This window comes from Acinetobacter sp. SM1B, from assembly GCF_003289665.1.
GTDB classification, from domain to species: Bacteria; Pseudomonadota; Gammaproteobacteria; order Pseudomonadales; family Moraxellaceae; genus Acinetobacter; species Acinetobacter schindleri.
The window spans coordinates 1,142,866-1,166,923 of the sequence record NZ_QMBM01000001.1; the positions used below are offsets into that span (position 1 = coordinate 1,142,866).

Sequence of the window (24,058 nt, forward strand, 5' to 3'; positions counted from 1 at the left end):
CATGAACGCCTTGTTTATTATCGCAGCTGCAATTCTGTTATTAGGTCCTCTGATTGCGATCCATGAATTTGGACATTACTTTGTAGCTCGAAAACTTGGCGTAAAGGTTTTAGTTTATTCGATTGGATTTGGTCCAACGCTAATTAAATGGACTTCAAAAAAGTCTGGTATCCAGTATCAGCTTTCTGCTTTGCCGTTTGGCGGCTATGTCAAAATGCTCGATGAACGTGAAGGTAATGTACCTGAAGAGGACCTCCCTAAAGCATTTAATCGTCAACATCCATGGAAACGTATCGCGATTGTTGCGGCTGGTCCTTTAATTAATCTTTTCTTTGCAGTGATTCTATTCTGGATTTTATTTTTACCTGCACAAGAGCAGTTAAATACCCGTGTGGGTCAGGTTTTGCCTAATACACCTGCAGCTGCTGTACAGATGCAGCAAGGTGACAAAATTACCGCAGTGGATGGCACTGAAGTCGCAACCTGGGAAAAGCTGAATTATGCCTTGGTTGATCGTGTTGGTGAAACCGGGCTGATTACGATTCAGGCCGAACGTGATGGACAGATAAAAAGTTTCCAATTGCCGATTCAGAGTTTTCTGAAAGATCAGTCACAGTCTCCACTGGATACTTTAGGTTTTATACCGTATCGTCCAGAAATTCCTGCCGTGGTATCTAAGCTCAGTGACGATGGGGCTGCAATCCGCCAAGGCATGAAGGAAGGTGACAAGATCATTGCCATTGATGGTGTGGCGATGAAAAACTGGTTTGATGTGGTACAGGTTGTCCAGGCATCACCAGAAAAATTATTAAAAATAGATGTATTACGTAATAACCAGGTGGTGCATTTACAGGTGATGCCACAGGCGAAACGTGACAATATGGGTAAAGTGACGGGTATGCTGGGTGTACAAAGTGACCCAGGTAAAATTACAATCCCGGCAGAATATAAACAGACAATTCAATATAGTCCGACTGAAGCACTGGTCATGGCTTTTGACAAAACGACACAACTGTCTTCGATGATTCTGAACTCGATTGTGAAGATGGTTCGTGGTCTGATTGGTCTGGATAATTTATCTGGTCCAATCACGATTGCCAAAGTGGCAGGTCAAAGTGCGGAAATGGGATGGCAAACTTTTATTTCCTTTATGGCGCTAATGAGTGTAAGTTTAGGGATATTAAATTTACTGCCAATTCCAATGCTTGATGGCGGACATCTGGTTTACTATTTTATTGAATTATTACGTGGTAAACCTGTTTCTGAACAAATACAATTGGTTGGCTTAAAAATTGGTATGGTATTGCTGGGTAGTATGATGCTACTTGCACTATTTAATGATTTTATGCGTTTATAACAACGTAGATGGAATAAATTAACAAGCGGAAAAGACTGGCATGCAGCACACACATTTATTTATGCCTTTGGCACTCGTTAGTGCTATGGCAGTTGCACAACAAGTATATGCAGCAGATGAATTCGTAGTACAAGATATAAAATTTGACGGACTGGTTCGTCTCACTCCCGAAAATGTGTATGGCCTGGTGCCAATCAATAGTGGTGATCGTGTCAATGATCCGATTATTGCCAATGCGATCCGGAGTCTGTATGCCTCAGGCTTGTTTGATGATATCAAGGCAATTCAAGCTGAAAATACGCTAGTATTCCAGGTAGTTGAACGCCCGGTTATTTCCAAGATCGAACTAAAAGGCAACAAGCTGATTCCGAAGGAAGCTTTGGAAGAAGGTTTGAAAAAAATGGGTCTTGCTGAAGGTGAGGTTCTAAAAAAATCTGCTTTGCAAACTGTAGAAACTGAGCTTGAACAGCAATATATGCAGCAAGGTCGTTATGATGCAGACATTACAGTAAAGACTACGCCGAAGCCAAATAACCGTGTCGATCTTCTGATTGAATTTGTGGAAGGTAAGGCTGCAAAAGTTTTTGACATTAATATTATTGGGAATACGGTCTTTAAAGAAGATGAGATCAAGCAGGCTTTTGCTATCAAGGAAAGCTCTTGGAATTCGATTATTTCCCGTAATGACCGTTATGCACGTGAGAAAATGGCAGCAAGCCTTGAAGCTTTGCGTGCCATGTACCTGAACCGTGGTTATATTAACTTCAATATCAATAACTCAAGTCTGAACCTGAGTGAAGATAAGAAAAATGTCTTTATTGAAGTATCGGTAGATGAAGGTGAGCAATTCAAATTTGGTGAGACCAAATTCCTGGGTGATGCGCTTTATTCAGCAGATGAACTCAAAGTTTTACAACTATACAAAGACGGTGAAATTTATTCACAGGAAAAAGTGAATGCGGTTAAACAGTTATTACTGCGTAAATATGGTAATGCTGGCTATTATTTCGCTGAAGTAAATGTTGTTCCAGAAATTAATAAAGATACTAAACTGGTTGACTTAAATTATTACATCAACCCAGGTCAGCAGGTGACTGTACGTCGCATTAATTTTACTGGTAATAACAAAACTGCGGATGAAGTATTACGTCGTGAAATGCGTCAGATGGAAAGCGCACTGGCTAGTAACGAAAAAATTGATCTGTCTAAGGTCCGTCTGGAACGTACTGGTTTCTTTAAATCGGTTGATATTAAACCGGCGCGTATTCCTGGTTCGCCGGATCAGATCGATTTAAATGTTGCAGTTGAAGAGCAGCATTCCGGGACAAGTACCTTGGCAGTTGGTTTCTCGCAAAGTGGTGGTGTAACCTTCCAGGCAGGTTTAAGTCAAACTAACTTCCTGGGTACAGGGAATAGTGTATCGGTTGATCTATCTCGTTCTGAAACTCAAGATTACTATAACCTGAGTGTAACCGATCCATACTTTACTATTGATGGGGTACGTCGTGGTTATAACCTGTACTACCGTAAAACCAAGCTGGATGATGACTATAACGTAAACAACTATGTTACAGACAGCTTGGGTGGTGGTATTAACTTCGGTTATCCAATTGATGAGAACCAAAGTGTAAGCCTGGGTCTGAATATAGACCAGACTGAAGTGACCACAGGGCCATACGTATCTACATATGTACGTGATTATTTGCTAGCAAATGGCGGTAAGGAAACAGGAAGTCCAGGTAGATACTGTCCAGAAGGTTTGCTGAATAGCGAAGATGGCACCTGTGGTCCTAATAATGAAGGATGGATCTCTTTTCCTGATGAGTTTAAAGGTGATTTCTTAACCTATAACCTGAATCTAGGTTGGTCTTATAATACCTTGAACCGTCCAATGTTCCCGACCACAGGTATGTCACATCGTGTTAATGCAGAAATTGCCTTGCCAGGAAGTGATGTGGAATATCAAAAGCTCACCTATGATGCTCAGGCTTTCTTCCCATTAGGCAAAGACTTTGTTCTGCGTGGTTATGGTCGTTTAGGTTATGGTAATGACCTGCCTTTCTATAAGAACTTCTATGCCGGTGGTTATGGTTCAGTACGTGGTTATGAAAATAGTACCTTAGGCCCTAAGTATCCAGGTGTAACATACAATGAATCACGACAACAAGACTATGGTCCAGAAGAAGTGGGCGGTAATGCTTTAGTTCAGTTTGGTACTGAGTTAGTGCTGCCTGTTCCATTTAAGGGAGATTGGGCACGTCAGGTTCGTCCAGTACTCTTTGCAGAGGGAGCACAAGTTTTTGATACTCAGTGTGATGTACCTCGTGGAAATTTATATCTTGATTCACAAAATACTGATGTAGATGCAAAGCAATACTGTAAGGATAACTTTGGTTTCGATGCAGGCAATATGCGTTATAGCGTAGGTGCTGGTTTCACCTGGATTACCATGATTGGCCCATTATCACTGAGCTATGCATACCCGTTGAATGATAAAGACGGTGATGAAACTCAAAATGTTCAGTTTGAAATTGGACGTACTTTCTAAGAAGACTTTGATCTTAAATACAAATTTTGCTCATGAAGCCATCAGGTTTTGTGAGCAAAATTTTTTGAATGGGTAAAAACATGAAAAAAATGATGATGGCAATGGGTATTGCTTTAGCGGGATTAACTTCATTGTCACATGCGGATGATTACGGAATTGTTGATCTGGAAAAAGTAGTACAAAACAGTATCTATTTAAAGCAGCAAAATGCCACTCTAGAAAATGAAATCAAGCCGCAAACCGCACAGATTGCACAGTTTCAAAAAGACCTTGCTGCAATCAAGCAAAAAGGCCAGGCTGCAAAAACACCAGCAGAACGTGAAAAAATAGCCAAAGAATTTGAAGGTAAAGCGACTCAACTGGCAGGGGTGCAGCAACAGGTACAGGCAACCGTGCAAACGCGTATGCAAAGTGTAAATAAAGCTTTTGAAGGAAATTTGAAGCGTGCTGCTGAACAATTACGCCAAGAAAACAAGCTAGATGTGGTTTTAAATAAAAATTCCGTACTTGCTTATGACGCGAAGTATGATTTAACTGATAAAATGATTCAAAAGGTTAATGCAATTAAATAATCGATGAATCATCAAAAACTTCAGTTAGCTGACCTCGCTCGTCTTGTCCAAGGTGAGTATGTAGGTCAGGCAGATTTATGTTTGAGAGGTTTGGCAAGTCTTGAAAATGCAACCTCTCATGACCTTGCATTTGTCAATGCAGATAAATATCTGGAACAGGCAGCTCAGAGTAAGGCAGGCGCTTTAATTGTGACTGCTGAATTAAAAGAGCAGCTAACTTCCCAGCAGAACTTCATTGTCGTGGCCAATCCTTATCTGGCTTTTGCAATTCTGACTCACGTTTTTGAGAAAAAGCATACGACTCAGGGAATTGAAAGTACCGCACAAATTCATCCATCTGCCATCATTGCTGACAGTGCCTATATTGGTCACTATGCCGTCATTGGTGAGAATTGTGTAGTGGGTGAAAATACGATTATCCAGTCCCACGTTCAGATCGACGACCAGGTTGAAATTGGCCGTGACTGTTTTATTGATGCACATGTGACTTTAACAGGTGCTACAAAAATCGGTAATCGTGTTCGGATCCATGCCAATACCGTAATTGGTAGTGAAGGTTTTGGTTTTGCACCTTATCAAGGGAAATGGCATCGAATTGCCCAGTTGGGTTCAGTCCGTATTGCAGATGATGTCCGGATCGGCTCAAACTGTAGTATTGACCGAGGTGCACTGGATGACACAATTCTGGAACAAGGTGTCATTATTGATAATCTTGTGCAAATCGCCCATAACGTCAAGATTGGTGAAAATACTGCGATTGCAGCCAAATGCGGGATTGCCGGTAGTACCACGATTGGCAAAAACTGTATTCTTGCGGGGGCCTGTGGGGTAGCAGGACACCTACATATTACCGATAATGTGACCTTGACAGGAATGTCAATGGTGACAAATAACATTACTGAAGAAGGCACTTATTCTTCAGGCATGGGATTGTTACCAAATCAGCAATGGAAACGCACAGTGGTTCGCTTAAGACAATTAGCAGATGTGCCATTGACCCAGTTGGTGAAACGATTGGATCATATGCAATCTCAAATTGAGTCCATTGAATCAACATTTAAGTTGCGTAAATAATTATGATGACAGAGTCGAATTTGCCTACATTCACGAAGCCTGAATTGCCAATGAATATTCAAAAGATTCGTGAATATTTGCCCCATCGCTATCCATTCTTACTGGTTGATCGCGTTGTCGATATTACCGAAAATGGCATTGTTGGTTATAAAAACGTCTCAATTAATGAAGAGTTTCTGCAAGGCCATTTTCCGAACTATCCAATCATGCCAGGTGTATTGATTGTAGAGGCATTAGCACAGATCTCAGGTATCCTTGGTTTTGTCATGAATAATGAAACTCCAAAAGAAGGTTCATTATTTCTTTTTGCTGGCGCTGAGAAGGTTCGATTTAAAAAACAAGTGGTTGCTGGCGACCAATTAGTACTTAAATCTGAATTAGTGATGCAAAAACGTGGCATTTACAAATATAATTGTATAGCCACAGTAGATGGCGTAGTCGCAACAACCGCGGAAATTATGGTTTCGCATCAGAAAGTCGAGCAGGCATGAGCAATAACTCCCTTATTCATCCAACTGCCATTATTGACTCATCTGCAGTAATTGCTTCAGATGTTCAAATTGGTCCTTACTGTATTATTGGGCCAAATGTCACTATTGGTACAGGTACCAAACTTCATTCACACGTCGTTGTGGGTGGGTACACACGCATTGGCGAACACAATGAGATTTTCCAGTTTGCGAGTGTGGGAGAAGTTTGTCAGGACCTGAAATATGCAGGTGAAGAAACCTGGCTTGAGATTGGTGATCATAACAAGATTCGCGAACATTGCAGTCTGCACCGTGGTACTGTTCAGGACAATAGCATTACCAAAATCGGCAGTCATAACCTGCTGATGGTAAATACGCATATTGCACATGACTGTATGGTGGGCGATTACAATATCTTTGCAAATAATGTGGGTGTAGCTGGTCACGTCCATGTGGGTGATTATGTGGTAATTGGGGGTAACTCAGGTATCCATCAGTTCTGTAAGATCGACTCTTATAGCATGATCGGTGGTGCATCACTGATTCTTAAAGATGTGCCTGCTTATGTAATGGTTTCCGGCAATCCTGCGCATGCATTTGCAATGAATGTAGAAGGGATGCGTCGTAAGGGTTGGTCGAAAAATGTAATCAATGGCCTACGTGAGGCATTTAAACTGATCTATAAATCAGGTTTAACCACACAAGAAGCAATTGAAAAAATTCGTGCAGAGATTCTGCCAGAAGTGGCTGAAGCACAGCGCTTGCTTGATTCTTTGGAGCAGTCTAAACGTGGTATTGTGCGTTAATAGACTATTCATAAAAAAGACACCTTTTCAGGTGTCTTTTTTATTTCTGAATCTTTTTATTTAAAGAATTTAGCTTCTTCAGACTGCGGATAATTTTTCAACAAGCGAGATTTATATTGTGCAGCCAAGGTCTTGTTTTTCTCTACCTCACTGCTGACATTATACAATTGATACAAAGCACGAGCAGCTTTTGCCGAATTTGGATAGCGGTCTGCCACAATGGCATAATTTCGCTTCGCTTCAGTAAAATTCGGTGGATCAATCGACAGATTAAACTCTGCTAACCAGAAATAGGCATTGCTGATATAGACGCTATTCGGATTATTCTTAATGAAATTCTGCATTGGTGCAATCGCTTTTGCGGCACCGCCATTCTTGTAGGCATCCAGGGCTACTGTATATGCAGCTTTTTCTAACTCGGAGGGTTGGGCAGAAGAGCTCGAAGCTGTTGATGTCTGAGCTTGGCTTAACTTGCTGTTGCCTGCTCCTGAACTGGGTGCAGTATCCTGTTGATTATCCTCCTCAGTGCCTTGTTCAGGATCAATCTTTTGCTGTAGTAACTCAAGACGTTGATCGAGATCGGCATAACGGTTAGCCAGTTCACTTTTTAGTGACTGGATCTCGTTGTCCTGTTCTTCAATCTTGCCGCGCAAGCCACGAATATCACTTTCCAGTTGCTGATTTTTTTGCAGCAATTGCCAGCTCATATTGGTCTGTACCGGGGTATCTACTCCTGAGGAAATCGCAGGCAGGGTGCTGGTAGGTGCTGTACTGTTACCACCTTGGCTTAAGCCTCGAGATTCAATTGGAACTGCAGCAAAGAGTGAAGTAGTACAGAGCATGCTGAACGCGCATAAGACATGTTTTTTAAACATCATCTATTTTATCCATGTTGTTTTTGAATGGACCAACGTTCAAGGTGGTCAATCAAATAAATTATTCAATGTATATGCCACACATTTAAAACGGCATTGCCGGGAATTGCAACATGCTTTTACAAAGTTGAAGGGGTTTTCCGGGCAGGAATTTGTATCTCGGATTTACAGAAAATCCTGAATTAATCCTACATTGTTTTTAAAATAATCAAACGGATAGCTTGTGCCAGATTTTTTAGTATTCTCACTTGCAAGTTCATTAAAAATCTCTATACTCTGTTCTTGCAATGGTAGCCCTGCCGGTTACTTCGCAATTGCACTCTGCGAACCCCGCCAGGACCGGAAGGTAGCAACGGTAGTAGAACTGCGATGTGCCGAAGCTTTGCTGGTAGGGTTGCCACCATATTTTTTATATAATAAAAACAATACCAATTTGAATTTTCTATTCTCAAAGCTAATCTTTTATTCATAAGCTCAAGCTGTATATCTTATTATTTTAATGCTTAGTTCATGGTTGTTTTATTTTCGATTTAAGCTTGTTTCCCAAACTATATGAAATTCAATATTCAAGACTTTTAGTTATTCAGGTTTTTAGAAAAGTAATCAATCTTCTGCTTTACGGTTAATCGCTTTCATAATGGCATCCATTTCAAAACCCCGGTACATGAGAAAACGAATCTGCTTGGCTTTGACTTTGGGATCTTTTGTAACTTCAGGGCCGTATTTCTTGAGCTTCAGTTCATAAGCTTGCTGAACCCAATCGGTTTCTTTCAGTTCATCTATAATTAAAGCTGTATCAATCTTTTTGCTTTTCAGCTTCATTTTAATCTGATTCGGGCCTTTACCTTTGCGCTTTTGGCTGGAAAGTAAAGTTTCTGCAACACGCTGATCACTTTGGTAATTCTCACGGGAAAGCTCATCAACAAGCTCTAGTACTTCATCACGATTTTCTGCATATAAGCACAGTTTTTCGATCAGTTCCGCTTTGGCGTATTCCTTACGAGTCAGTACTGCAAAGGCGTAAGAGCGCAAACGGGAGCCGGTTAAGCCCGGTTTCTTTTTATCTTCCTGCTTGTTATCAAATAAGCTTTCTTCAGGATCAAACTCGGGCAGGGTATCAGCTTGGGATAGAGTTGCCGGCTTGGACGAATCATGAGCATCGCCAAACTGTTGCTTGATGGTTTCATAATCCAGGAGCTTAGTGAACTTTGCATCAGACATAGTGAATCCCATTCATTTTATTACCTTTCCATAATAACAAAAACGCCCCGTAGGGCGCTTTGTAAGACGTTTAAGGATTATGCATCCAGAAAGTCTGCTGGTTCTTCTTCGTCTTTATCTTCAACCACATTGCCTGTCGTCAAAAGCTGCTCACGAATCAGTTTTTCAATGGTATCTGCAAGTGCTTTGTTCTCTTCCAGATAACGAATAGTGTTGTTCTTGCCTTGGCCAATCTTGTCACCTTGATAAGAGTACCAGGCACCGGCTTTCTGTACGATTTCCTGCTGTACTGCAAGGTCAATCAATTCACCGAGATGGTTTACACCTTTACCATACAGAATTTGGAATAGAGCTTCCTTAAATGGAGGCGCCATTTTGTTCTTCACAACTTTAACTTTAGTTTCAGAACCAACGATTTCGTCGCCTTCTTTTACCTGACCAATACGTCGGATATCCAGACGTACAGAAGCATAGAATTTCAGTGCATTACCACCAGTAGTAGTTTCCGGACTACCAAACATAACACCAATTTTCATACGGATCTGGTTAATGAAGATCACCATACAGTTTGAACGCTTGGCATTACCAGTGATTTTACGCAGTGCCTGGCTCATCAAACGTGCTTGCAGACCCATGTGTGAGTCACCCATTTCGCCTTCAATTTCAGCACGAGGGGTTAAGGCAGCTACGGAGTCGACAACGATCAGGTCAATCGCGCCTGAACGTACAAGCATGTCGGCAATTTCAAGTGCCTGTTCACCGTGGTCGGGTTGAGATACCAGCAGGTTGTCGATATCTACACCCAATTTACGTGCATATTGAGGATCAAGCGCGTGTTCCGCATCGATGAATGCACAAGTACCACCAGCTTTTTGACATTCTGCAATCGCTTGTAATGTCATTGTGGTTTTACCTGAAGATTCAGGACCATAGATCTCGATAATACGGCCTTTTGGTAAACCACCAATACCGAGCGCGATATCAAGCGTTAAAGAACCTGTAGATACAGCTTCAACTGCTTGAACGGTATTATCACCAAGACGCATTACTGTGTTTTTGCCAAACTGTTTTTCAATCTGGCTTAAGGCAGCATTCAGCGCCTTGTTTTTATTCTCATCCATCTTACAACCTCAATACGATGTCACTAAATTAGTACTCAAGTGGATGTCTTAAATTAGAGCTTTGTTCCACAGGTATAATAGTGACAGAAAGTTCCCTGATATTCTATAAAATTCAGCGCATTTACGACATACGCTGACGCTTGAATTTAATCATCATTATATGACCAATGCTGGTCAAATAGCTGACTATTTTCGTCTCTAAATTTACTGATGTCACGGCGATCTTTTTTACTTGGTCGGTGATCCGGACGAGCAAGATTATGCAACTTTCTTTGTGATGCAATCAATTCCCGTCGGGCAATACTGACTTCAGTTTCTTCATAAAGTGTTTGCGCAACTGGAGCAGGGCCACGGACATCAGATAGTTCTTTGACAACAACAGTTTTCTTGTCAATGCCTTGCTGGACCGTGATTTCCATGCCGATCCGGACTTCACGGGAGACTTTGACACGTTCGCCGCCAATATGCACCTTGCCGCCTTCAATGGCATTCTTGGCAATGGAGCGCGTTTTGAAAAAACGTGCCGCCCACAGCCATTTATCTATACGCATGCCTACCGCATCTTCGGGTAAAGACGATTTACGCATATTGCTTGTTAACCTCAGCCTGATTTAAATATGTGATTAAATCTGTTAATTGGTGCAGCATCGGGTAATTGCAAGTCTCGCGAGAAACTTTGCTGGAGGAGGGCTGTTTAATACTGAACAGATTCTGAATGCCATAGGCTTTGGCACCATTCAATACTTTTTCCGTATCATCAATAAAATAGACTTGTTCAGGATCAAAAGGATGCAGGGCGTTTAGACCTTGCCAGAATTCAACAAACTCCTTGGCATGCCCGATGGTTTCAGAGCTGACAATCACATCAAAATAATCTTTGAGTTGCAGATGTTCCAATTTGAAGCTGAGTCCGGCACAGTCGGCATTGGTGGCCAGCCAGATCGGGTAGCCATTTGCCTTTAGATAATCCAGTAACTCCAGTGCCTGTGGTCTTAATGCGACTTTGGATTTATGCTCGATTTGCATTGCCAGAACATCTACTTCGACTTTAGCTGTCCAGAAGCGCGATGAGTACCAGTTTAGGGTATGATTATGTTCTTGATAGAATGCATAAAGCGTTGTTCGACTTTGCTCCAGGCTGCAATGGTGCGTTTCAGCATAGCGGACAGGAAGCAGGTCATTCCAGATGAAATCGTCATAGGCAAGATCAAGTAGGGTCCCGTCCATATCAAAAATAATGGGCGGTTTTTCTGAGCAATTCGGCATATAAGGTTTTCTATGTTTAAAGCAACAACAGCACCACAAGATCCGATGATTTTGCAGTTTGTGCCCATTTTGACACAGGCTTGTGAAATTTTGCGAGAAGAATATCAGCAATATTGTTCCGGTGCTGCTTTTGACATTGAAAGGAAAAAGGATGATTCGCCTGTGACGCAAGCCGATTATCGGGTCAATACTTTTTTAACTCAGGTCCTCGCTGAAATTTCTGATTTACCGTTACTTTCTGAAGAAGGTAAACAGGAGGACCGTCAGGCATGGTCCGCATTCTGGCTGCTCGATCCTCTGGACGGTACCAAGGAATTTCTGTATCAACGACCCGAATTCACCATTAATCTGAGCCTGGTCAAAGACAATCTGACGACTTTTGCCATTCTTGCAATTCCGGCACAACAGCTTATCTATTTCTGTCCAGAACAAGGTATGCCGCTGAAATATGACATTCAGCAAGATTGCTGGCATGAATATTTTTCAGCATCTCAACAAGATACTGTGCATATTGGTCTAAGTCAGAGTAGCCAAAAAAAGCCTAAATATGCGGCTTATCTGGAAAGTCTGGCTAAATTTACTGAGTTTGAGGAGTTTAAAGCTGGCAGTGCTTATAAATTTTGCATGATTCTGGAAGATCAGGTGGATATTTATCCGCGCTTTCATCCGACCTGTGAATGGGATACCAGTGCCGGGCAATGTCTGCTGGAACGTATTGGCGGCGGTTTGGTAGATTTTAAGGGGCGGCCATTTAGCTATAACCAGCGCGAGACCTTATTAAATAGTGGTTTTATTGCTTATAAGACCAAAGAGATGAAGATATTGGCCTTTAAAGCGCTGGCTGATATGCAAGGCTGTGATTGAGCTGTGTAACGTTCATGTTATAGTGAAGCTGATTCCGTTGATAGACCAGTTGGCAAGATTGTGGCATTAAAACTGCTTCCACCGAGTATGCTCAGCGCAATAGATTTATTGCCTGATACGAAGACACCTGTGACTCTGTTTACGCGTCATTCCTTGCGTGAAGAAGTTGCTGGTCAAGGCCTGGCAGGCTACGACTTGCAATTAACATCACAGGGGCGTGATCTGGCGCAGGAGTGGGGGGCTTATCTGGTCAATCAAACTGATCGTCATATTCAGCATTGTATCTCTAGTCCTATTCAGCGTTGTGTCGATACTGCCGCCCTTATGATTGAGGGTGCAGATGCAACCAATAAGGCATCGCATACCCATAACATTGAAATTATCGAACAAGGCTTACTGGTCGAGCCTGGCAGTTTTGTGCTGGATATTCAGAAGGCTGGGCCATATTTCAAGAAACAGGGTGCATTAGGTTTTATTAATAGTTTTGTGAATAACGCCTTGCCGGGCATGAAGCATCCAATTCATGGTGTGGTCGATGTCCTGGAGTTAATCTATAACACGCATCCAAAAACGCCGTATGGACTCAGTCTGGCAGTAAGTCATGATACGATTCTGGCAGCCATGATTGCAGTCATGTCAGGTCATCAGGAGGTTAGCCGGGAAGACTGGCCAAAAATGATGGAAGGTTTGTTTGTTTGGTTTGAAGGTGATGTGTTTGAGGAGTCTAAACTGAAATGGATCTGGCGCGGTAAGGTGTATGAACTGGATATTTCCCAGTTTCAGAATGCGGAATTACACACCAGGAAATAAGTTAAAAGCTCAATCATGAGGGGTGAGCTTTTTACATTTGTCTTATGAAAGTGAAATAGAATAATCATCAAAAATCACTATGCTGATATTTAAACAGATATTCAAGTATGGGAAAAACAATGAAAACCATCACAATTTTAAGTTTGGTTATTATGGTGGGTCTAACCGCCTGTCAGAAACGTGATACGGATTCACCAGAGCAGGACAAGACCACAACGCCACATTCTATGGATAAGGATCAATAATTCAAATATTAAACTGGCTGATATTTCCGTTCTTATTTTTATCAATCCTATTTTGGGCAGGAAATAGGATTCCATAAGTTTTAAAGAATATTTTAAAAATATTGGGAAATAAGGAAGAAGAATTGAGTGGAAATAATCTTGTAAAGTTTATTTATTCAAAAATTGTCTTTTTATTGAATAGATCATTTTGTTGATTTACTAAATTTTGGGCACAAAAAAAGCCCTAAAAGGGCTTTTTTCATTTGCGATTAGTTAGAAGCTAATGCTTTAACTTGCGCGTTCAAACGGCTCTTATGACGAGCTGCTTTGTTTTTATGGATGATACCTTTGTCAGCCATACGGTCGATTACTGGAACAGCTTTTTTGTAAGCTTCAGTAGCAACAGCATAGTCGCCAGCAGCAATAGCAGCTACTGTACGTTTAAGATAGGTACGAACCATAGAACGCAAGCTTGCGTTGTGTTTGCGTGCTTTAACGTTTTGACGAGCACGTTTTTTAGCTTGAGCAGAGTTTGCCACTCGTGCACTCCTTGAAATAGATTGGTCTGGGCGGGCTGAAACTCAACTGAAAACCAACATCAGAAGAACTATCACCAGCCCGTAAACAAGTGCCATATTTTGAGGAAACTGAGGGCTTAAGTCAAGTCTTGACATGCTTTGACAACATTTTAGTTGCAGAAAAATTCTAAAGAAAACGTTAGATTAGTATTCAGGCAGGGAGATCGTACAAAAAATGACTAAAACCATAACATATCCAATCATCATTGGTGCCACAGGTCTTGTGGGTAAGAGCTTGGTACAACAGCTGGTTAATGAGCCGAGCTGCAAGCGTATCAGTGTCGTGGTACGCAAGCACCAGCCAGAGTTTGAGCAATGGCCCAAAGTCAAACAACTGGTCTTTGAGGATTTTCTGATGTTGAATGATCAGGATGTCAGCGGACATACCCATGCTTTCAGCTGTCTAGGTACAACTTTAAAGCAGGCAGGTTCCAAAGATGCTTTTTATAATGTGGACTATACCATCAATGCCCATTTTGCTGAGCTGGTTCAACAGACGGATGCGCATTATCTGCTGATTAGTGCCATGGGGGCGAATGCTGAATCCTGGTTTTTCTATAATCGGGTCAAAGGCGAGCTGGAAGATTATATCCAGACCTTAACGCTGGAACGAATCAGTCTGATCCGGCCATCTTTATTAATGGGTGAACGTGGTCATCAACGTTTACTGGAAGATGCTGCACAGAAACTCTATGGCAAGTTTTCGCATTTGGTACCGGATTCTTTTAAATACAAGCCAGTGACAGCCGAGCAGGTGGCTCATACTATGGTATATGCAGCCCTGAATCAGACTGTGAAATTTGAAATTTATGATAATTTAGCCATACAAAAAATGAAATGAGGGTAAAAATCGTGTCCAGCGTACCATTTGTAACTTGTGACCTGCTTGATGATAATCCAGATAAAGACCTGCAGGTTGTAACACCATGCCTGGATGGCAAGTTTTTTAAAAGCTATGGTGCACGTAAAAGCTTTGGTGGCCAGATTGTCACAGTAAAGTGCTTTGAAGATAATTCTCGTGTCAAAGAATTACTGGCAACTGATGGTGCAGGCAAAGTCCTGGTGGTGGATGGTGGTGCTTCGATGCGCTGTGCACTGATGGGTGACCTGATTGCTGAATCAGCAGTAAAGAATCACTGGAATGGTGTAATTATTTACGGTTGTGTACGTGATGTGGATGCGATTGCCGAACTGGATCTTGGTGTGCATGCCTTAGCTTCGATTCCTCAAAAGAGCAACCGCAAAAGTATTGGGGAAGTCGATGTTCCACTGTACTTTGGCGGCGTGACTTTTCAATCAGGTGAATACGTTTATGCGGACAATAACGGGATCGTGCTGTCTAAAGAGAAACTGGTGGACTAATCCTGTTTATTGAAAACATACAAAAATCAGCTATACCGTGAAAGTCAGGCAGTTTAGATTGCTGTTTTCACGGCTTTAAAACAATAAAGAGGACAGACGATATGTTAGGCCATCAGATTAAAGTAGCACAGGCATTGGCATCCGCATTTCTGGAAGGTGGACGAGGAGTTTCCGGAACGCCATTTCCAAACCAGCCTGAAAAACCCTTAAAGCTTTATGAGTACGAAGGCTCGCCATTCTGTCGCCGTGTCCGTGAAGTGATGACTTTACTCAACCTTGATTATGAAGTGTATCCATGCCCACGAGGCGGTAAACGCTTCCGTCCTGAAGTAAAACAGCAGGGAGGCAAACTCCAGTTCCCATTTTTAGTAGATGAAAATACGGGAGATAAGCTTTACGAATCTCAGGATATCATTCACCACCTGTTTAAGCATTATGGCAAAACTGGTAAGACTCCGGCGAAATATTCAAATTATCCAAAGGTGCCGGTGGCTGCAATTGCCGGTACGATGGTCAACGGTTTACGCGGTGGTATGGCAAAACCATTAAAGAAAAATAAACCTGCACCTGAACAGCTTCTGGAGCTGTGGGGGTTTGAAGCCAGCCCGTATACCCGTATAGTCCGTGGTGTATTGTCTGAGCTGGAAATTCCTTATATCTACCACAATGTGGCGAAAGAACGCTGGCAAGATTATGGCCCAGCCAAGCTACGCCTAAAGCCAGGAAAATATGAGCCCTTGCCAGGCGGTAAACGCGAACAGCTGTTCACCATGATGGGGAACAATATCCAGGTGCCTTATCTGGTCGATCCGAATACCAATGTAAAAATGTTCGAATCTAAAGATATTGTGAAATATCTAAAAGGTCAGTATGGCGCTTAATTTTCGTAAATTTTTTAATTAAAGAATTTCCTGGGTCACTAACAAAAAAAGAGGATCAAATGCCCCTCTTTTTTTGTTTCTTATTCTTCTTCAGCAGGCGGAACCAGCATCAGGATGGATTCATTGAGCAGATCTGCCAGGTCTTCTAGCATATCTTCATCAGCAAAGTCCAGATTGAGCATCACAGATTCACCATTGGCGATCAGCTTGAGTTTTTCTGCAAAAGCTTCTGAGACACATAAACCTTCACCATTGCCCCAGAATAGTATTTCATCATCTTCTTCAGTATAAAGCAGGCGTGATGCTGGCTCGAGCATAATGCTATAGCCTTGGTCTAATGCTTCTTCCAGGTCGCCAGTACCAATTTCTTCTGCTTCTGGAATATTTTCTGGGTATTTAGGTTCAGACATCAGGCCCATGATGGCATCTTCAAGTACATTGGAGTTATGTAACTGCTCCATGATTTTACTTTTCAGATATTCAAGCTCATTAGCTGTGACTTCACCGGCAGCACTGATTTGATCACGAATGATATCAGTCAGGGGATTACGTAAAACTTCATTTTCAGCAAACTTGTCTCCAACACGGTCCATCATGTCACTGACATTTGGCATACGGAAACCAAAAGAGAAAGTTAAACAGTCATCTTCAGCTACGCCGTAGTGTGAAAGCCCAGGTGGCACATATAGTAAGTCACCTGGAGCAAGAACTTCATCAAAGTTTACATCCATTTCTGGAAGTAATTTTAATGGCTGACCCGGAACAAACTCAGTTTCTGCATTACACATCTGACCTAATTGCCAGCGACGCTGACCATAACCTTGTACAAGGAAAACATCATAGAAGTCGAAATGCTTGCCTACAGAACCACCCTGAGGCGCATATGACACCATGATGTCATCACGGCGCCATTGTGGAATGAATGGAAATTTCTTCCAGAGTTCCGATAGATCAAAGGAATAGTGATCTACTGCCTGAACAAGGAGTGTCCATAATTTAGGCATCTTCTGGAAATCAGCTTTTAGTAAAGGTGAAGATTTCACTGACCATTGGTTCGGGTCGCGGTCTTTTTGCTTGATCAAGCGTGCAGTCACGTTTTCATCCAGAGCCAGCTCCAGGACATCATCAGGTTCAAGCAGGCCAGAAATTTCAGGCATGGCATTACGTACAAGGAGAGGTTTTTTCTGCCAGTATTCAGCAAGGAATTGTTCAGCGGTAATTCCGCCTAATACATCTAAAGGTTGGGACATGGGATTAACTACAAGATAAATTTTGCTTATTGTCCCTTGAGTTATTGAATGGTGCAAGCGAGATGGTAAGAAATAGGCCTTTTATAAATTCCAGGAGAGTAAGCCAAGTAATATCTATTTTCATAAAATAAATGATGAGAATTTTATTTAAAAATTAATCTATTAAAAAATTTTAGCGCTCTTAAAAATTGAATAAGAAGAATAGCATTTTGAATGAAGGATAAGAATTACAAAGATATGAACTAAATTAGAGTAGCTCAATTAAAAGTGATAATTACGTAAATAAAATAGTGAAAAACATACTTTGATTGACATAAGTGACGAAATGACACAATTTTTTGTAAGGAGAATAAAAATAATTTGGAAAATAAAATGAAAGAAATTCAATTAATTAATAAAAAACAAAAGAAAAAATACAGATGAATGCTGATACGGTTCGAATTGATCAAAGCTCCATTGTAAAAATCAAAATTTCTAAATCAGATATTGTCCAGATGTCTCAAGAAGGTACAAATCTGATTTTAGTATTGAGAAATGGCGAAAGATTGGTGGTTGAAAATTTTTATGCAAACAATCATGAAGGTTTAACGTCTAGTCTTGTGATTGAAGAGCAAAGCGGTACTTTATATTGGTTTGATGAGGTGACCAAGCAATATAAGCAGATTTCAAGGACAGATACCTTATTACCATCTTCCTCGTTTCTTGCAGAAAATTGGGAGTGGATAGCGATTGGTACATTGCTCATTGGTGGAGTTGCAGCGACAGACAGTGGTGAGGTTGAAGATGATGAACAGTTAGAGCTAAATGAGCCAGTGCCAATAGATCCTGTGCCGGAAGTGCCAGTAGAACCTGAACCGGAAGTACCGGTAGAGCCAGAACCAGAGCCGGAAGTGCCAGTAGAGCCAGAACCGGAACCAGAAGTACCAGTAGAACCAGAACCAGAGCCGGAAGTACCAGTAGAACCTGCACCAGAACCGGAAGTACCTGAACCTGAACCAGAAGTGCCAGTAGAACCTGAGCCGGAGCCAGAAGTACCGGTAGAATCACAACCGGAACCAGAAGTGCCAGTAGAACCTGAGCCAGAGCCGGGGCAACCAGAACCAACAAATCCAACACTTCGACTAGCTCGACTTAACCTAGTTGAACAAAATGAATATACCGTTCCTGATCAAGAAGCTGTGAGCAGATTCAAAACATCACAAGAATTTATGAGGAATAGCTTTGAAGAGCAACAAGTGGCAGTTGATACTAATCATGATGTTATTCCATCAGATGGGAACGAGGACATTATTGATGCTAAACAGCTCATAGATTTTATTTCTTCGGGCTTAGATAGCAATACGCAAGTTTATAAAATACTAAATACAGCGGATGCAATTTCAAATTTAAATAATCAGATGAATCTGTTGTTAGAGGGTACAGAAAAAGAAAGTAGTTTGATGGATATCGACTTTATGCGAACAGATACTGTTTCATTAGCTGAACTGCTTTCTGATTCTAGTCATGTAGACAATATTATTGTAGTAGGGAATGAAGGGGATCAAATTATTATTCAAACTGATGCTGAAGAGGTTGCGCAAGCCAGCGATCCGTTGATATTGGAAAATCAATCAGATCTCATGTTGCAACAGCTTTTATCTGAGCAGCAACAGATTATTGGTTAAATATTTACCTGATCGATAGTTGCTAAAAAGCCGTCCTAAAACTGCTTCCTTACTAATTTTTAAGGCACCAGGATATCCAGCTCACGCAAGATATTGCATAGTTTGATCATCGGCATGCCCATTAACGTCGTCTGGTCCTGACCAATCATTTCTTCAAACAGACTAATGCCTAAGCTTTCACATTTAAAGCTACCAGCGCAGTGCAGAGGCTGTTCAATGTCAATATAACGTTCGATTTCAGCTTGAGATAGCTTGCGGAATTTTACCTTATAATGCTCAACCAGAGTTTGCTCAAAACCGCTAGATTTCTGTTGTACGCTCAGTGCTGTACTAAAATATACAATCTTGTCTGAATTGGCCTGTAACTGGCGAACTGCTTTTTCAGCAGTTAAGGGCTTGCCGATAAAAATATCTGGTGCGCCTTCACGCCAAGCCACCTGGTCAGAGCCAATGACGATTGCATCTGGGTGTTGCTCAGCCACATGTCGGGCTTTTTCAAAAGCCAGTCGCTTGGCTAAGTCATCCGCATGATTTTCACCTTGCGGTGATTCATCGATATCCGGGACGATCGATACGTAGTCAAGACGTAAGCGATTCATCAATTCTTTACGGGTCTGGCTGGAAGAGGCCAGAATAATCTTTGCGGTATTCATTAGACAGCGTATTCTTCTAAAACATGCAGAGGGACATAGGCTAGAACTGCTTTATGGCAGGCTTGTAGCTTGATTGGTGGCGCCTGGCCTGCTTCATAAGCTTCCACCCAGCGCGTCACGCAAATACACCAGAAATCACCTGGCTGAAGCCCCGGAAAACCGACTTCTGGTAACGGTGTAATCAGATCATTACCTACTTCTTGGGAGAAATTTAAAAACTCCGAAGTCATCTGTGCACAAACTGTATGCTGGCCTAGGTCACTAGGGGAAGTGTGGCAGAAACCATTACGGAAATAGCCGGTAATCGGGTCAAAACAGCAGCTCGCCAATGGCTCGCCCAAAACATTTAAACGGTTTAAATCTGGATCTGGATGTATCGACATGGGTACTGAATCTGATGGATGCTTTTTTCTATCATAACAAAACTTTGGCAATCGTTAGCTTTTCTGCAAAAGATGCTAACCTTTTTCTGCATAATCATTTAAAATCGCCTCGTTTTTAATATCTATAAAGAGAGCTCTAGATGAACTTTCAACGTATGACTGACCTTGACCTTGAGGGTAAGCGCGTTCTTATTCGTGAAGATTTAAACGTCCCTGTTAAAAATGGCGTGATTACTAGCGATGCGCGTTTACGTGCAGCATTGCCAACTATTAAAGCTGCCGTAGAAAAAGGTGCAGCGGTTATGGTGTATTCACACCTTGGTCGTCCAGTTGAAGGTGAGCCTAAAGCTGAACAGTCACTTGCACCTGTAGCAGCATATTTGACTGAAGCATTAGGTCAGGAAGTAAAGTTATTCACTGACTACCTGGATGGCGTTGAAGTTCAACCTGGTCAAGTGGTTTTACTTGAGAACTGCCGTTTCAACATCGGTGAAAAGAAAAATAACCCTGAACTTGCCGCGAAATATGCAGCACTTTGTGACGTATTTGTAATGGATGCATTCGGTACAGCACACCGTGCAGAAGCATCTACTGAAGGTGTGGCTCGTCTGGCGAAAGTGGCGGCAGCAGGTCCTTTACTTGCAGCAGAATTGGATGCTTTGGGTCGCGCGTTGAAAACTCCTGAAAAACCAATGGTTGCAATCGTTGCTGGTTCTAAGGTTTCAACTAAACTAGACGTATTGACTTCACTTTCTGATATCTGTGATCAATTGATCGTAGGTGGTGGTATCGCCAATACTTTCCTTGCAGCTGCTGGCTACAATGTAGGTAAATCACTGTGTGAAAGTGATTTGATCGACACAGCTAAAGCAATTGCAGCAAAAGTTTCTGTGCCACTTCCAACAGACGTTGTGGTTGCTAATGCATCTGAAATCAATTTTGATGACTTCCTGAGCTCATTGGCTTCTGCTAAAGCGGTTGTGAAAAAAGTTGAAGATGTTGCTGACAACGACATGATCCTTGATGTAGGTCCAGAAACTGCAAAAGCATTTGCTGAAATTTTGAAAACGTCTAAAACGATTCTTTGGAATGGTCCAGTGGGCGTATTTGAAGTCGATCAATTCGGTGAAGGCACGAAAACTCTATCGTTAGCGATTGCTGAATCGGAAGGTTTCTCGATTGCAGGTGGTGGTGACACGCTTGCTGCGATTGATAAATACAACGTTGCTGACAAAATTGGTTATATCTCGACTGGTGGCGGTGCATTCCTTGAATTTGTCGAAGGTAAAACCCTTCCTGCAGTTGCGATACTTCTAGAACGCGCTTAATTGCATGTTTTAGCCTAAAAAAAGCTGGCCAAGTGCCAGCTTTTTTTATGTCATTTTTTTTTGACAGCGGATACTTACCATTCATGGCTTCGTCATTAAAATGCAATAAATCTGTCATAAGATGCAGATATTAAATCACCAAATGACGAGATTACGTGATGAAAAAACAGTTAACTTTAGCGGCATTATTGGCAGCATCATTGGCACTGACTGCATGTGCGAAACAGGAAAATGCCCCAGCAGCTGAAGCAGAAGCTTCGGCAGCTGTTGCAGATGAGACTATAACGCCAGAACAGCAAGCAGCGATTGATGCAATTGATCAGCCGGTTCTAGATGAAAAAAATACCGACATTCCTGCTGAAATTGCGAATGCTCCGGCAGATGCAGCGACTGCAGACGAGTCAGTTGCAGCAACTTCGGAAGCTGTGGCACCTTAATTGGATCAATGTGAGACAAAATCCCTGCAAATGCAGGGATTTTTTTTAAATAGTGTTATTTGTTGCTGAATTGAAACCTTTGTGCATGTAGAATATGTGGCATTCACTGGGAGGATATTATGGCTCTTATTTCATTGCGCCAGCTCTTGGATCACGCCGGCGAACATGCTTACGGCGTACCAGCATTTAACGTAAACAACTTAGAACAAATGCGTGCCATTATGTTGGCAGCAGACCAAACAAATTCACCTGTAATCGTACAGGCATCTGCGGGTGCACGTAAGTACGCAGGTGCACCGTTCTTGCGTCATCTGATTTTGGCAGCAATCGAAGAATGGCCACACATTCCAGTGGTAATGCATCAAGACCACGGTACCAGCCCTGACGTATGTCAACGTTCTATCCAGTTAGGCTTCTCATCAGTGATGATGGATGGTTCTTTGGGTGAAGACGGTAAAACTCCAACTTCATATGAATACAACGTCGATGTCACTCGTCGTACGGTACAAATGGCGCATGCGTGTGGCGTTTCTGTTGAAGGTGAAATTGGTTGTCTGGGTAGCCTTGAAACAGGTATGGCGGGTGAAGAAGATGGTGTAGGCGCTGAAGGTGTACTCGATCATTCTCAGCTTTTAACTTCAGTTGAAGAAGCGCGTCAATTCGTTGCTGATACTAACGTCGATGCTTTAGCAATTGCTGTAGGTACTTCTCACGGTGCGTATAAATTCACGCGTCCACCTACAGGTGATATTCTTGCGATCGACCGCATTAAAGAAATTCACGAAGCACTGCCAAATACGCACCTTGTAATGCACGGTTCAAGCTCTGTGCCACAAGAATGGTTAGCTGTAATTAACCAGTATGGCGGCGACATCAAAGAAACATATGGTGTTCCTGTTGAGCAACTGGTTGAGGCGATCAAACACGGTGTCCGTAAAATCAACATCGACACAGACTTACGTTTAGCTTCTACTGGTGCAATGCGTCGTATGATGGCTGAAAAACCAAGTGAGTTCGATCCACGTAAATTCTTTGCTGCAACAGTTGAAGCAATGAAGCAAATCTGTGTAGATCGTTACGAAGCATTTGGTACAGCAGGTAATGCTGACAAGATTCGTCCAATTTCATTGGAAAAAATGGTTTCTCGTTACTAATTGCTAGCCTGAAATCATGTTTGAAAGCCCACAAAAAACTTGTGGGCTTTTTTTTATATTAAAATAGCGTACTTAAAAATAATGATGAGCATGCAATGGAACTGATCTTTGCAGCTGCACTATGCAGCGTCATGGTCTCGATTTTACTCAAGACAGGAAGGAACAGGGGACTCAATCCCATTCATCTGATTGCCTGGAACTATGCTACAGCAAGTGTTCTTTGCTATTTCTGGTTTAAACCCGATCTGGCACATGTATCAGTCACTCATACGCCGTGGTTACTGATTTTTGCCCTAGGTATCTTGTTGCCAAGTGTATTTCTGCTACTGGCTCGGGCTTTGCAAACAGCGGGGATCCTAAAGACAGAAATCGCCCAACGTCTATCAGTCGTACTTTCTCTTGCAGCAGCTTATTTCATCTTTCAGGAACAGTTTAGCCAGCTGAAAATCATTGGAATCGGTCTCGGGATCACTGCGGTGATTTGTATCCTGCTGTCCAATCGAAATGATACTGGCACAGGAATTCGAGGTATGCTGTATCTGGGATTAGTGTGGGTCGGATATGCACTGATTGATGTATTATTGAAATACACCACCAGTTTAGGATTACAGTTCGCTGTGACGCTGAACCTGATGTTCATTTGTGCCTTTATTTTATCAATGGCTTATCTATTGATTAAATATCATCATTTTGGTGATTTGAAGCATATTGGCGTCGGGCTGGTTCTAGGGGGACTTAACTTCGCCAATATAGCGTTTTATGTTAAAGCGCATATGCTGCTAAAAGATACACCAGCGATTGTGTTTGCGGGAATGAATATTCTGGTAGTGGTATTTGGGGTACTTGCAGGCCTGGTCTTCTTTAAAGAGCGCCTAAAGCCTGCAAGCAGTCTCGGGTTGGTGCTGGGGCTTGCCAGTGTTATCTGCTTAGCCTATGCCATGTCTGCTTGACATAGGCACTGGCATAATCTAGTGGCAGACGAATCAGGTCTTCTTTTTCAGCCAGGCCCAGAAGCATGCCAGCCTGTCGGCAGTGTGGACAATGCGGATAACGATGCTGTTCATGCTTATATTGATGTAGATAGATTTTTTCGCAGTGTTTGCATTCAAATTTCATTGGTCTGGATGGAAGAACTGACATGGATACCTCTATTGTTATTC

The 24,058-nt window shown here is 42.0% G+C and carries 27 protein-coding genes and 1 other RNA gene; 18 read left to right on the plus strand and 10 right to left on the minus strand.

From position 1 onward, the window contains the following. Position 1: 1 nt before the first annotated feature. From rseP to lpxA, 6 genes are all read left to right on the plus strand, one after another. On the plus strand, positions 2-1,357 hold the full coding sequence (gene rseP, locus C8322_RS05405) for an RIP metalloprotease RseP (protein WP_004812654.1): 1,356 nt from the start codon (positions 2-4) through the stop codon (positions 1,355-1,357). Positions 1,358-1,397: 40 nt separating this feature from the next. Further along, positions 1,398-3,905, plus strand: coding sequence for an outer membrane protein assembly factor BamA (gene bamA / locus C8322_RS05410; RefSeq protein ID WP_034592579.1), 2,508 nt, complete (start codon positions 1,398-1,400; stop codon positions 3,903-3,905). An 80-nt stretch (positions 3,906-3,985) separates the two neighbouring features. After that, positions 3,986-4,477, plus strand: coding sequence for an OmpH family outer membrane protein (locus tag C8322_RS05415; protein WP_034592588.1), 492 nt, complete (start codon positions 3,986-3,988; stop codon positions 4,475-4,477). Positions 4,478-4,480: 3 nt separating this feature from the next. After that, a complete protein-coding gene (gene lpxD / locus C8322_RS05420; RefSeq protein ID WP_008305277.1) occupies positions 4,481-5,551 on the plus strand; it encodes a UDP-3-O-(3-hydroxymyristoyl)glucosamine N-acyltransferase in 1,071 nt (356 codons plus the stop codon). A 5-nt stretch (positions 5,552-5,556) separates the two neighbouring features. Next, positions 5,557-6,042 (plus strand): 3-hydroxyacyl-ACP dehydratase FabZ, encoded by a 486-nt coding sequence (fabZ, locus tag C8322_RS05425; RefSeq protein ID WP_008305276.1) that lies wholly within the window; start codon positions 5,557-5,559, stop codon positions 6,040-6,042. Beyond that, positions 6,039-6,827: an acyl-ACP--UDP-N-acetylglucosamine O-acyltransferase gene (gene lpxA, locus C8322_RS05430; RefSeq protein ID WP_004812664.1), complete on the plus strand. Its 789-nt coding sequence runs from the start codon at positions 6,039-6,041 to the stop codon at positions 6,825-6,827. The genes fabZ and lpxA overlap by 4 nt, the downstream gene beginning before the upstream one ends. Before the next feature lie 56 nt (positions 6,828-6,883). Here the strand turns inward: lpxA and C8322_RS05435 are convergent, their stop codons facing one another. After that, entirely contained in the window at positions 6,884-7,705 is an 822-nt protein-coding gene (locus tag C8322_RS05435) for a YbgF trimerization domain-containing protein (protein ID WP_004812666.1), read from the minus strand. A gap of 294 nt (positions 7,706-7,999) precedes the next feature. Here C8322_RS05435 and ffs point away from each other — a divergent pair. Then, an RNA gene (gene ffs, locus C8322_RS05440) (signal recognition particle sRNA small type) lies at positions 8,000-8,096 on the plus strand. 209 nt (positions 8,097-8,305) lie between these two features. On the opposite strand, the gene C8322_RS05445 is transcribed toward ffs, so the two are convergent. The 4 genes from C8322_RS05445 to C8322_RS05460 all read right to left on the minus strand — a co-directional run bounded on the left by C8322_RS05445 (position 8,306) and on the right by C8322_RS05460 (position 11,310). Continuing rightward, positions 8,306-8,923: a regulatory protein RecX gene (locus tag C8322_RS05445; protein ID WP_004812668.1), complete on the minus strand. Its 618-nt coding sequence runs from the start codon at positions 8,921-8,923 to the stop codon at positions 8,306-8,308. 77 nt (positions 8,924-9,000) lie between these two features. Beyond that, a complete protein-coding gene (gene recA, locus C8322_RS05450; protein WP_004812670.1) occupies positions 9,001-10,044 on the minus strand; it encodes a recombinase RecA in 1,044 nt (347 codons plus the stop codon). 146 nt (positions 10,045-10,190) lie between these two features. Beyond that, complete coding sequence (locus C8322_RS05455; RefSeq protein ID WP_004812671.1) at positions 10,191-10,631, minus strand: RNA-binding S4 domain-containing protein; 441 nt, start codon at positions 10,629-10,631, stop codon at positions 10,191-10,193. Continuing rightward, positions 10,624-11,310: an HAD-IA family hydrolase gene (locus C8322_RS05460; protein ID WP_004812672.1), complete on the minus strand. Its 687-nt coding sequence runs from the start codon at positions 11,308-11,310 to the stop codon at positions 10,624-10,626. Before C8322_RS05460 ends, C8322_RS05455 begins: the two co-directional genes overlap by 8 nt. A gap of 12 nt (positions 11,311-11,322) precedes the next feature. Here C8322_RS05460 and C8322_RS05465 point away from each other — a divergent pair, with 12 nt between their 5' ends. From C8322_RS05465 to C8322_RS14670, 3 genes are all read left to right on the plus strand, one after another. After that, positions 11,323-12,174: a 3'(2'),5'-bisphosphate nucleotidase CysQ family protein gene (locus tag C8322_RS05465; protein ID WP_004812673.1), complete on the plus strand. Its 852-nt coding sequence runs from the start codon at positions 11,323-11,325 to the stop codon at positions 12,172-12,174. Between the two features lie 60 nt (positions 12,175-12,234). Next, the gene (locus C8322_RS05470) at positions 12,235-12,984 is read left to right on the plus strand and encodes a histidine phosphatase family protein (RefSeq protein WP_008305272.1); all 750 of its coding nucleotides are present in this window, start codon (positions 12,235-12,237) and stop codon (positions 12,982-12,984) included. 119 nt (positions 12,985-13,103) lie between these two features. Beyond that, positions 13,104-13,229 carry a hypothetical protein gene (locus C8322_RS14670; RefSeq protein WP_004812675.1) on the plus strand — a complete coding sequence of 42 codons (126 nt, stop codon included), beginning with the start codon at positions 13,104-13,106 and terminating at the stop codon, positions 13,227-13,229. Between the two features lie 248 nt (positions 13,230-13,477). On the opposite strand, the gene rpsT is transcribed toward C8322_RS14670, so the two are convergent. Then, the gene (rpsT, locus tag C8322_RS05475) at positions 13,478-13,747 is read right to left on the minus strand and encodes a 30S ribosomal protein S20 (protein WP_004786139.1); all 270 of its coding nucleotides are present in this window, start codon (positions 13,745-13,747) and stop codon (positions 13,478-13,480) included. A 214-nt stretch (positions 13,748-13,961) separates the two neighbouring features. On the opposite strand from rpsT, the gene C8322_RS05480 reads away from it, so the two are divergent. From C8322_RS05480 to C8322_RS05490, 3 genes are all read left to right on the plus strand, one after another. Further along, positions 13,962-14,627 carry an NAD-dependent epimerase/dehydratase family protein gene (locus C8322_RS05480; protein WP_004812676.1) on the plus strand — a complete coding sequence of 222 codons (666 nt, stop codon included), beginning with the start codon at positions 13,962-13,964 and terminating at the stop codon, positions 14,625-14,627. Positions 14,628-14,638: 11 nt separating this feature from the next. Continuing rightward, entirely contained in the window at positions 14,639-15,148 is a 510-nt protein-coding gene (rraA, locus tag C8322_RS05485; protein WP_108675948.1) for a ribonuclease E activity regulator RraA, read from the plus strand. Between the two features lie 101 nt (positions 15,149-15,249). Further along, positions 15,250-16,029 carry a glutathione S-transferase N-terminal domain-containing protein gene (locus C8322_RS05490; RefSeq protein ID WP_004812679.1) on the plus strand — a complete coding sequence of 260 codons (780 nt, stop codon included), beginning with the start codon at positions 15,250-15,252 and terminating at the stop codon, positions 16,027-16,029. 80 nt (positions 16,030-16,109) lie between these two features. Here C8322_RS05490 and C8322_RS05495 read toward each other — a convergent pair whose 3' ends face one another. Continuing rightward, positions 16,110-17,279 (minus strand): cupin domain-containing protein, encoded by a 1,170-nt coding sequence (locus C8322_RS05495; RefSeq protein ID WP_108675949.1) that lies wholly within the window; start codon positions 17,277-17,279, stop codon positions 16,110-16,112. A gap of 419 nt (positions 17,280-17,698) precedes the next feature. On the opposite strand from C8322_RS05495, the gene C8322_RS05500 reads away from it, so the two are divergent. Next, the gene (locus C8322_RS05500) at positions 17,699-18,943 is read left to right on the plus strand and encodes a BapA/Bap/LapF family prefix-like domain-containing protein (RefSeq protein WP_228156491.1); all 1,245 of its coding nucleotides are present in this window, start codon (positions 17,699-17,701) and stop codon (positions 18,941-18,943) included. Positions 18,944-19,002: 59 nt separating this feature from the next. Here the strand turns inward: C8322_RS05500 and C8322_RS05505 are convergent, their stop codons facing one another. Together C8322_RS05505 and C8322_RS05510 are read right to left on the minus strand one after the other, a co-directional pair. Further along, on the minus strand, positions 19,003-19,596 hold the full coding sequence (locus C8322_RS05505) for a Maf family protein (protein WP_004812682.1): 594 nt from the start codon (positions 19,594-19,596) through the stop codon (positions 19,003-19,005). Further along, a complete protein-coding gene (locus tag C8322_RS05510) occupies positions 19,596-19,979 on the minus strand; it encodes a DUF2237 family protein (protein ID WP_004812683.1) in 384 nt (127 codons plus the stop codon). The genes C8322_RS05505 and C8322_RS05510 overlap by 1 nt, the downstream gene beginning before the upstream one ends. 140 nt (positions 19,980-20,119) lie before the next feature. Between C8322_RS05510 and C8322_RS05515 the strand changes: the two genes are divergently transcribed. The 4 genes from C8322_RS05515 (at position 20,120) to C8322_RS05530 (ending at position 23,848) form a co-directional block, all read left to right on the plus strand. Continuing rightward, a complete protein-coding gene (locus C8322_RS05515) occupies positions 20,120-21,307 on the plus strand; it encodes a phosphoglycerate kinase (protein ID WP_004812684.1) in 1,188 nt (395 codons plus the stop codon). 158 nt (positions 21,308-21,465) lie between these two features. Next, positions 21,466-21,744, plus strand: coding sequence for a hypothetical protein (locus C8322_RS05520; protein WP_111810444.1), 279 nt, complete (start codon positions 21,466-21,468; stop codon positions 21,742-21,744). 119 nt (positions 21,745-21,863) lie between these two features. Continuing rightward, the gene (gene fba / locus C8322_RS05525) at positions 21,864-22,898 is read left to right on the plus strand and encodes a class II fructose-bisphosphate aldolase (RefSeq protein WP_004812686.1); all 1,035 of its coding nucleotides are present in this window, start codon (positions 21,864-21,866) and stop codon (positions 22,896-22,898) included. 95 nt (positions 22,899-22,993) lie between these two features. Continuing rightward, entirely contained in the window at positions 22,994-23,848 is an 855-nt protein-coding gene (locus C8322_RS05530; RefSeq protein WP_004812687.1) for a DMT family transporter, read from the plus strand. On the opposite strand, the gene C8322_RS05535 is transcribed toward C8322_RS05530, so the two are convergent. Then, the gene (locus C8322_RS05535) at positions 23,817-24,038 is read right to left on the minus strand and encodes a hypothetical protein (RefSeq protein ID WP_004812688.1); all 222 of its coding nucleotides are present in this window, start codon (positions 24,036-24,038) and stop codon (positions 23,817-23,819) included. The genes C8322_RS05530 and C8322_RS05535 overlap by 32 nt on opposite strands. Positions 24,039-24,058: the final 20 nt, after the last annotated feature.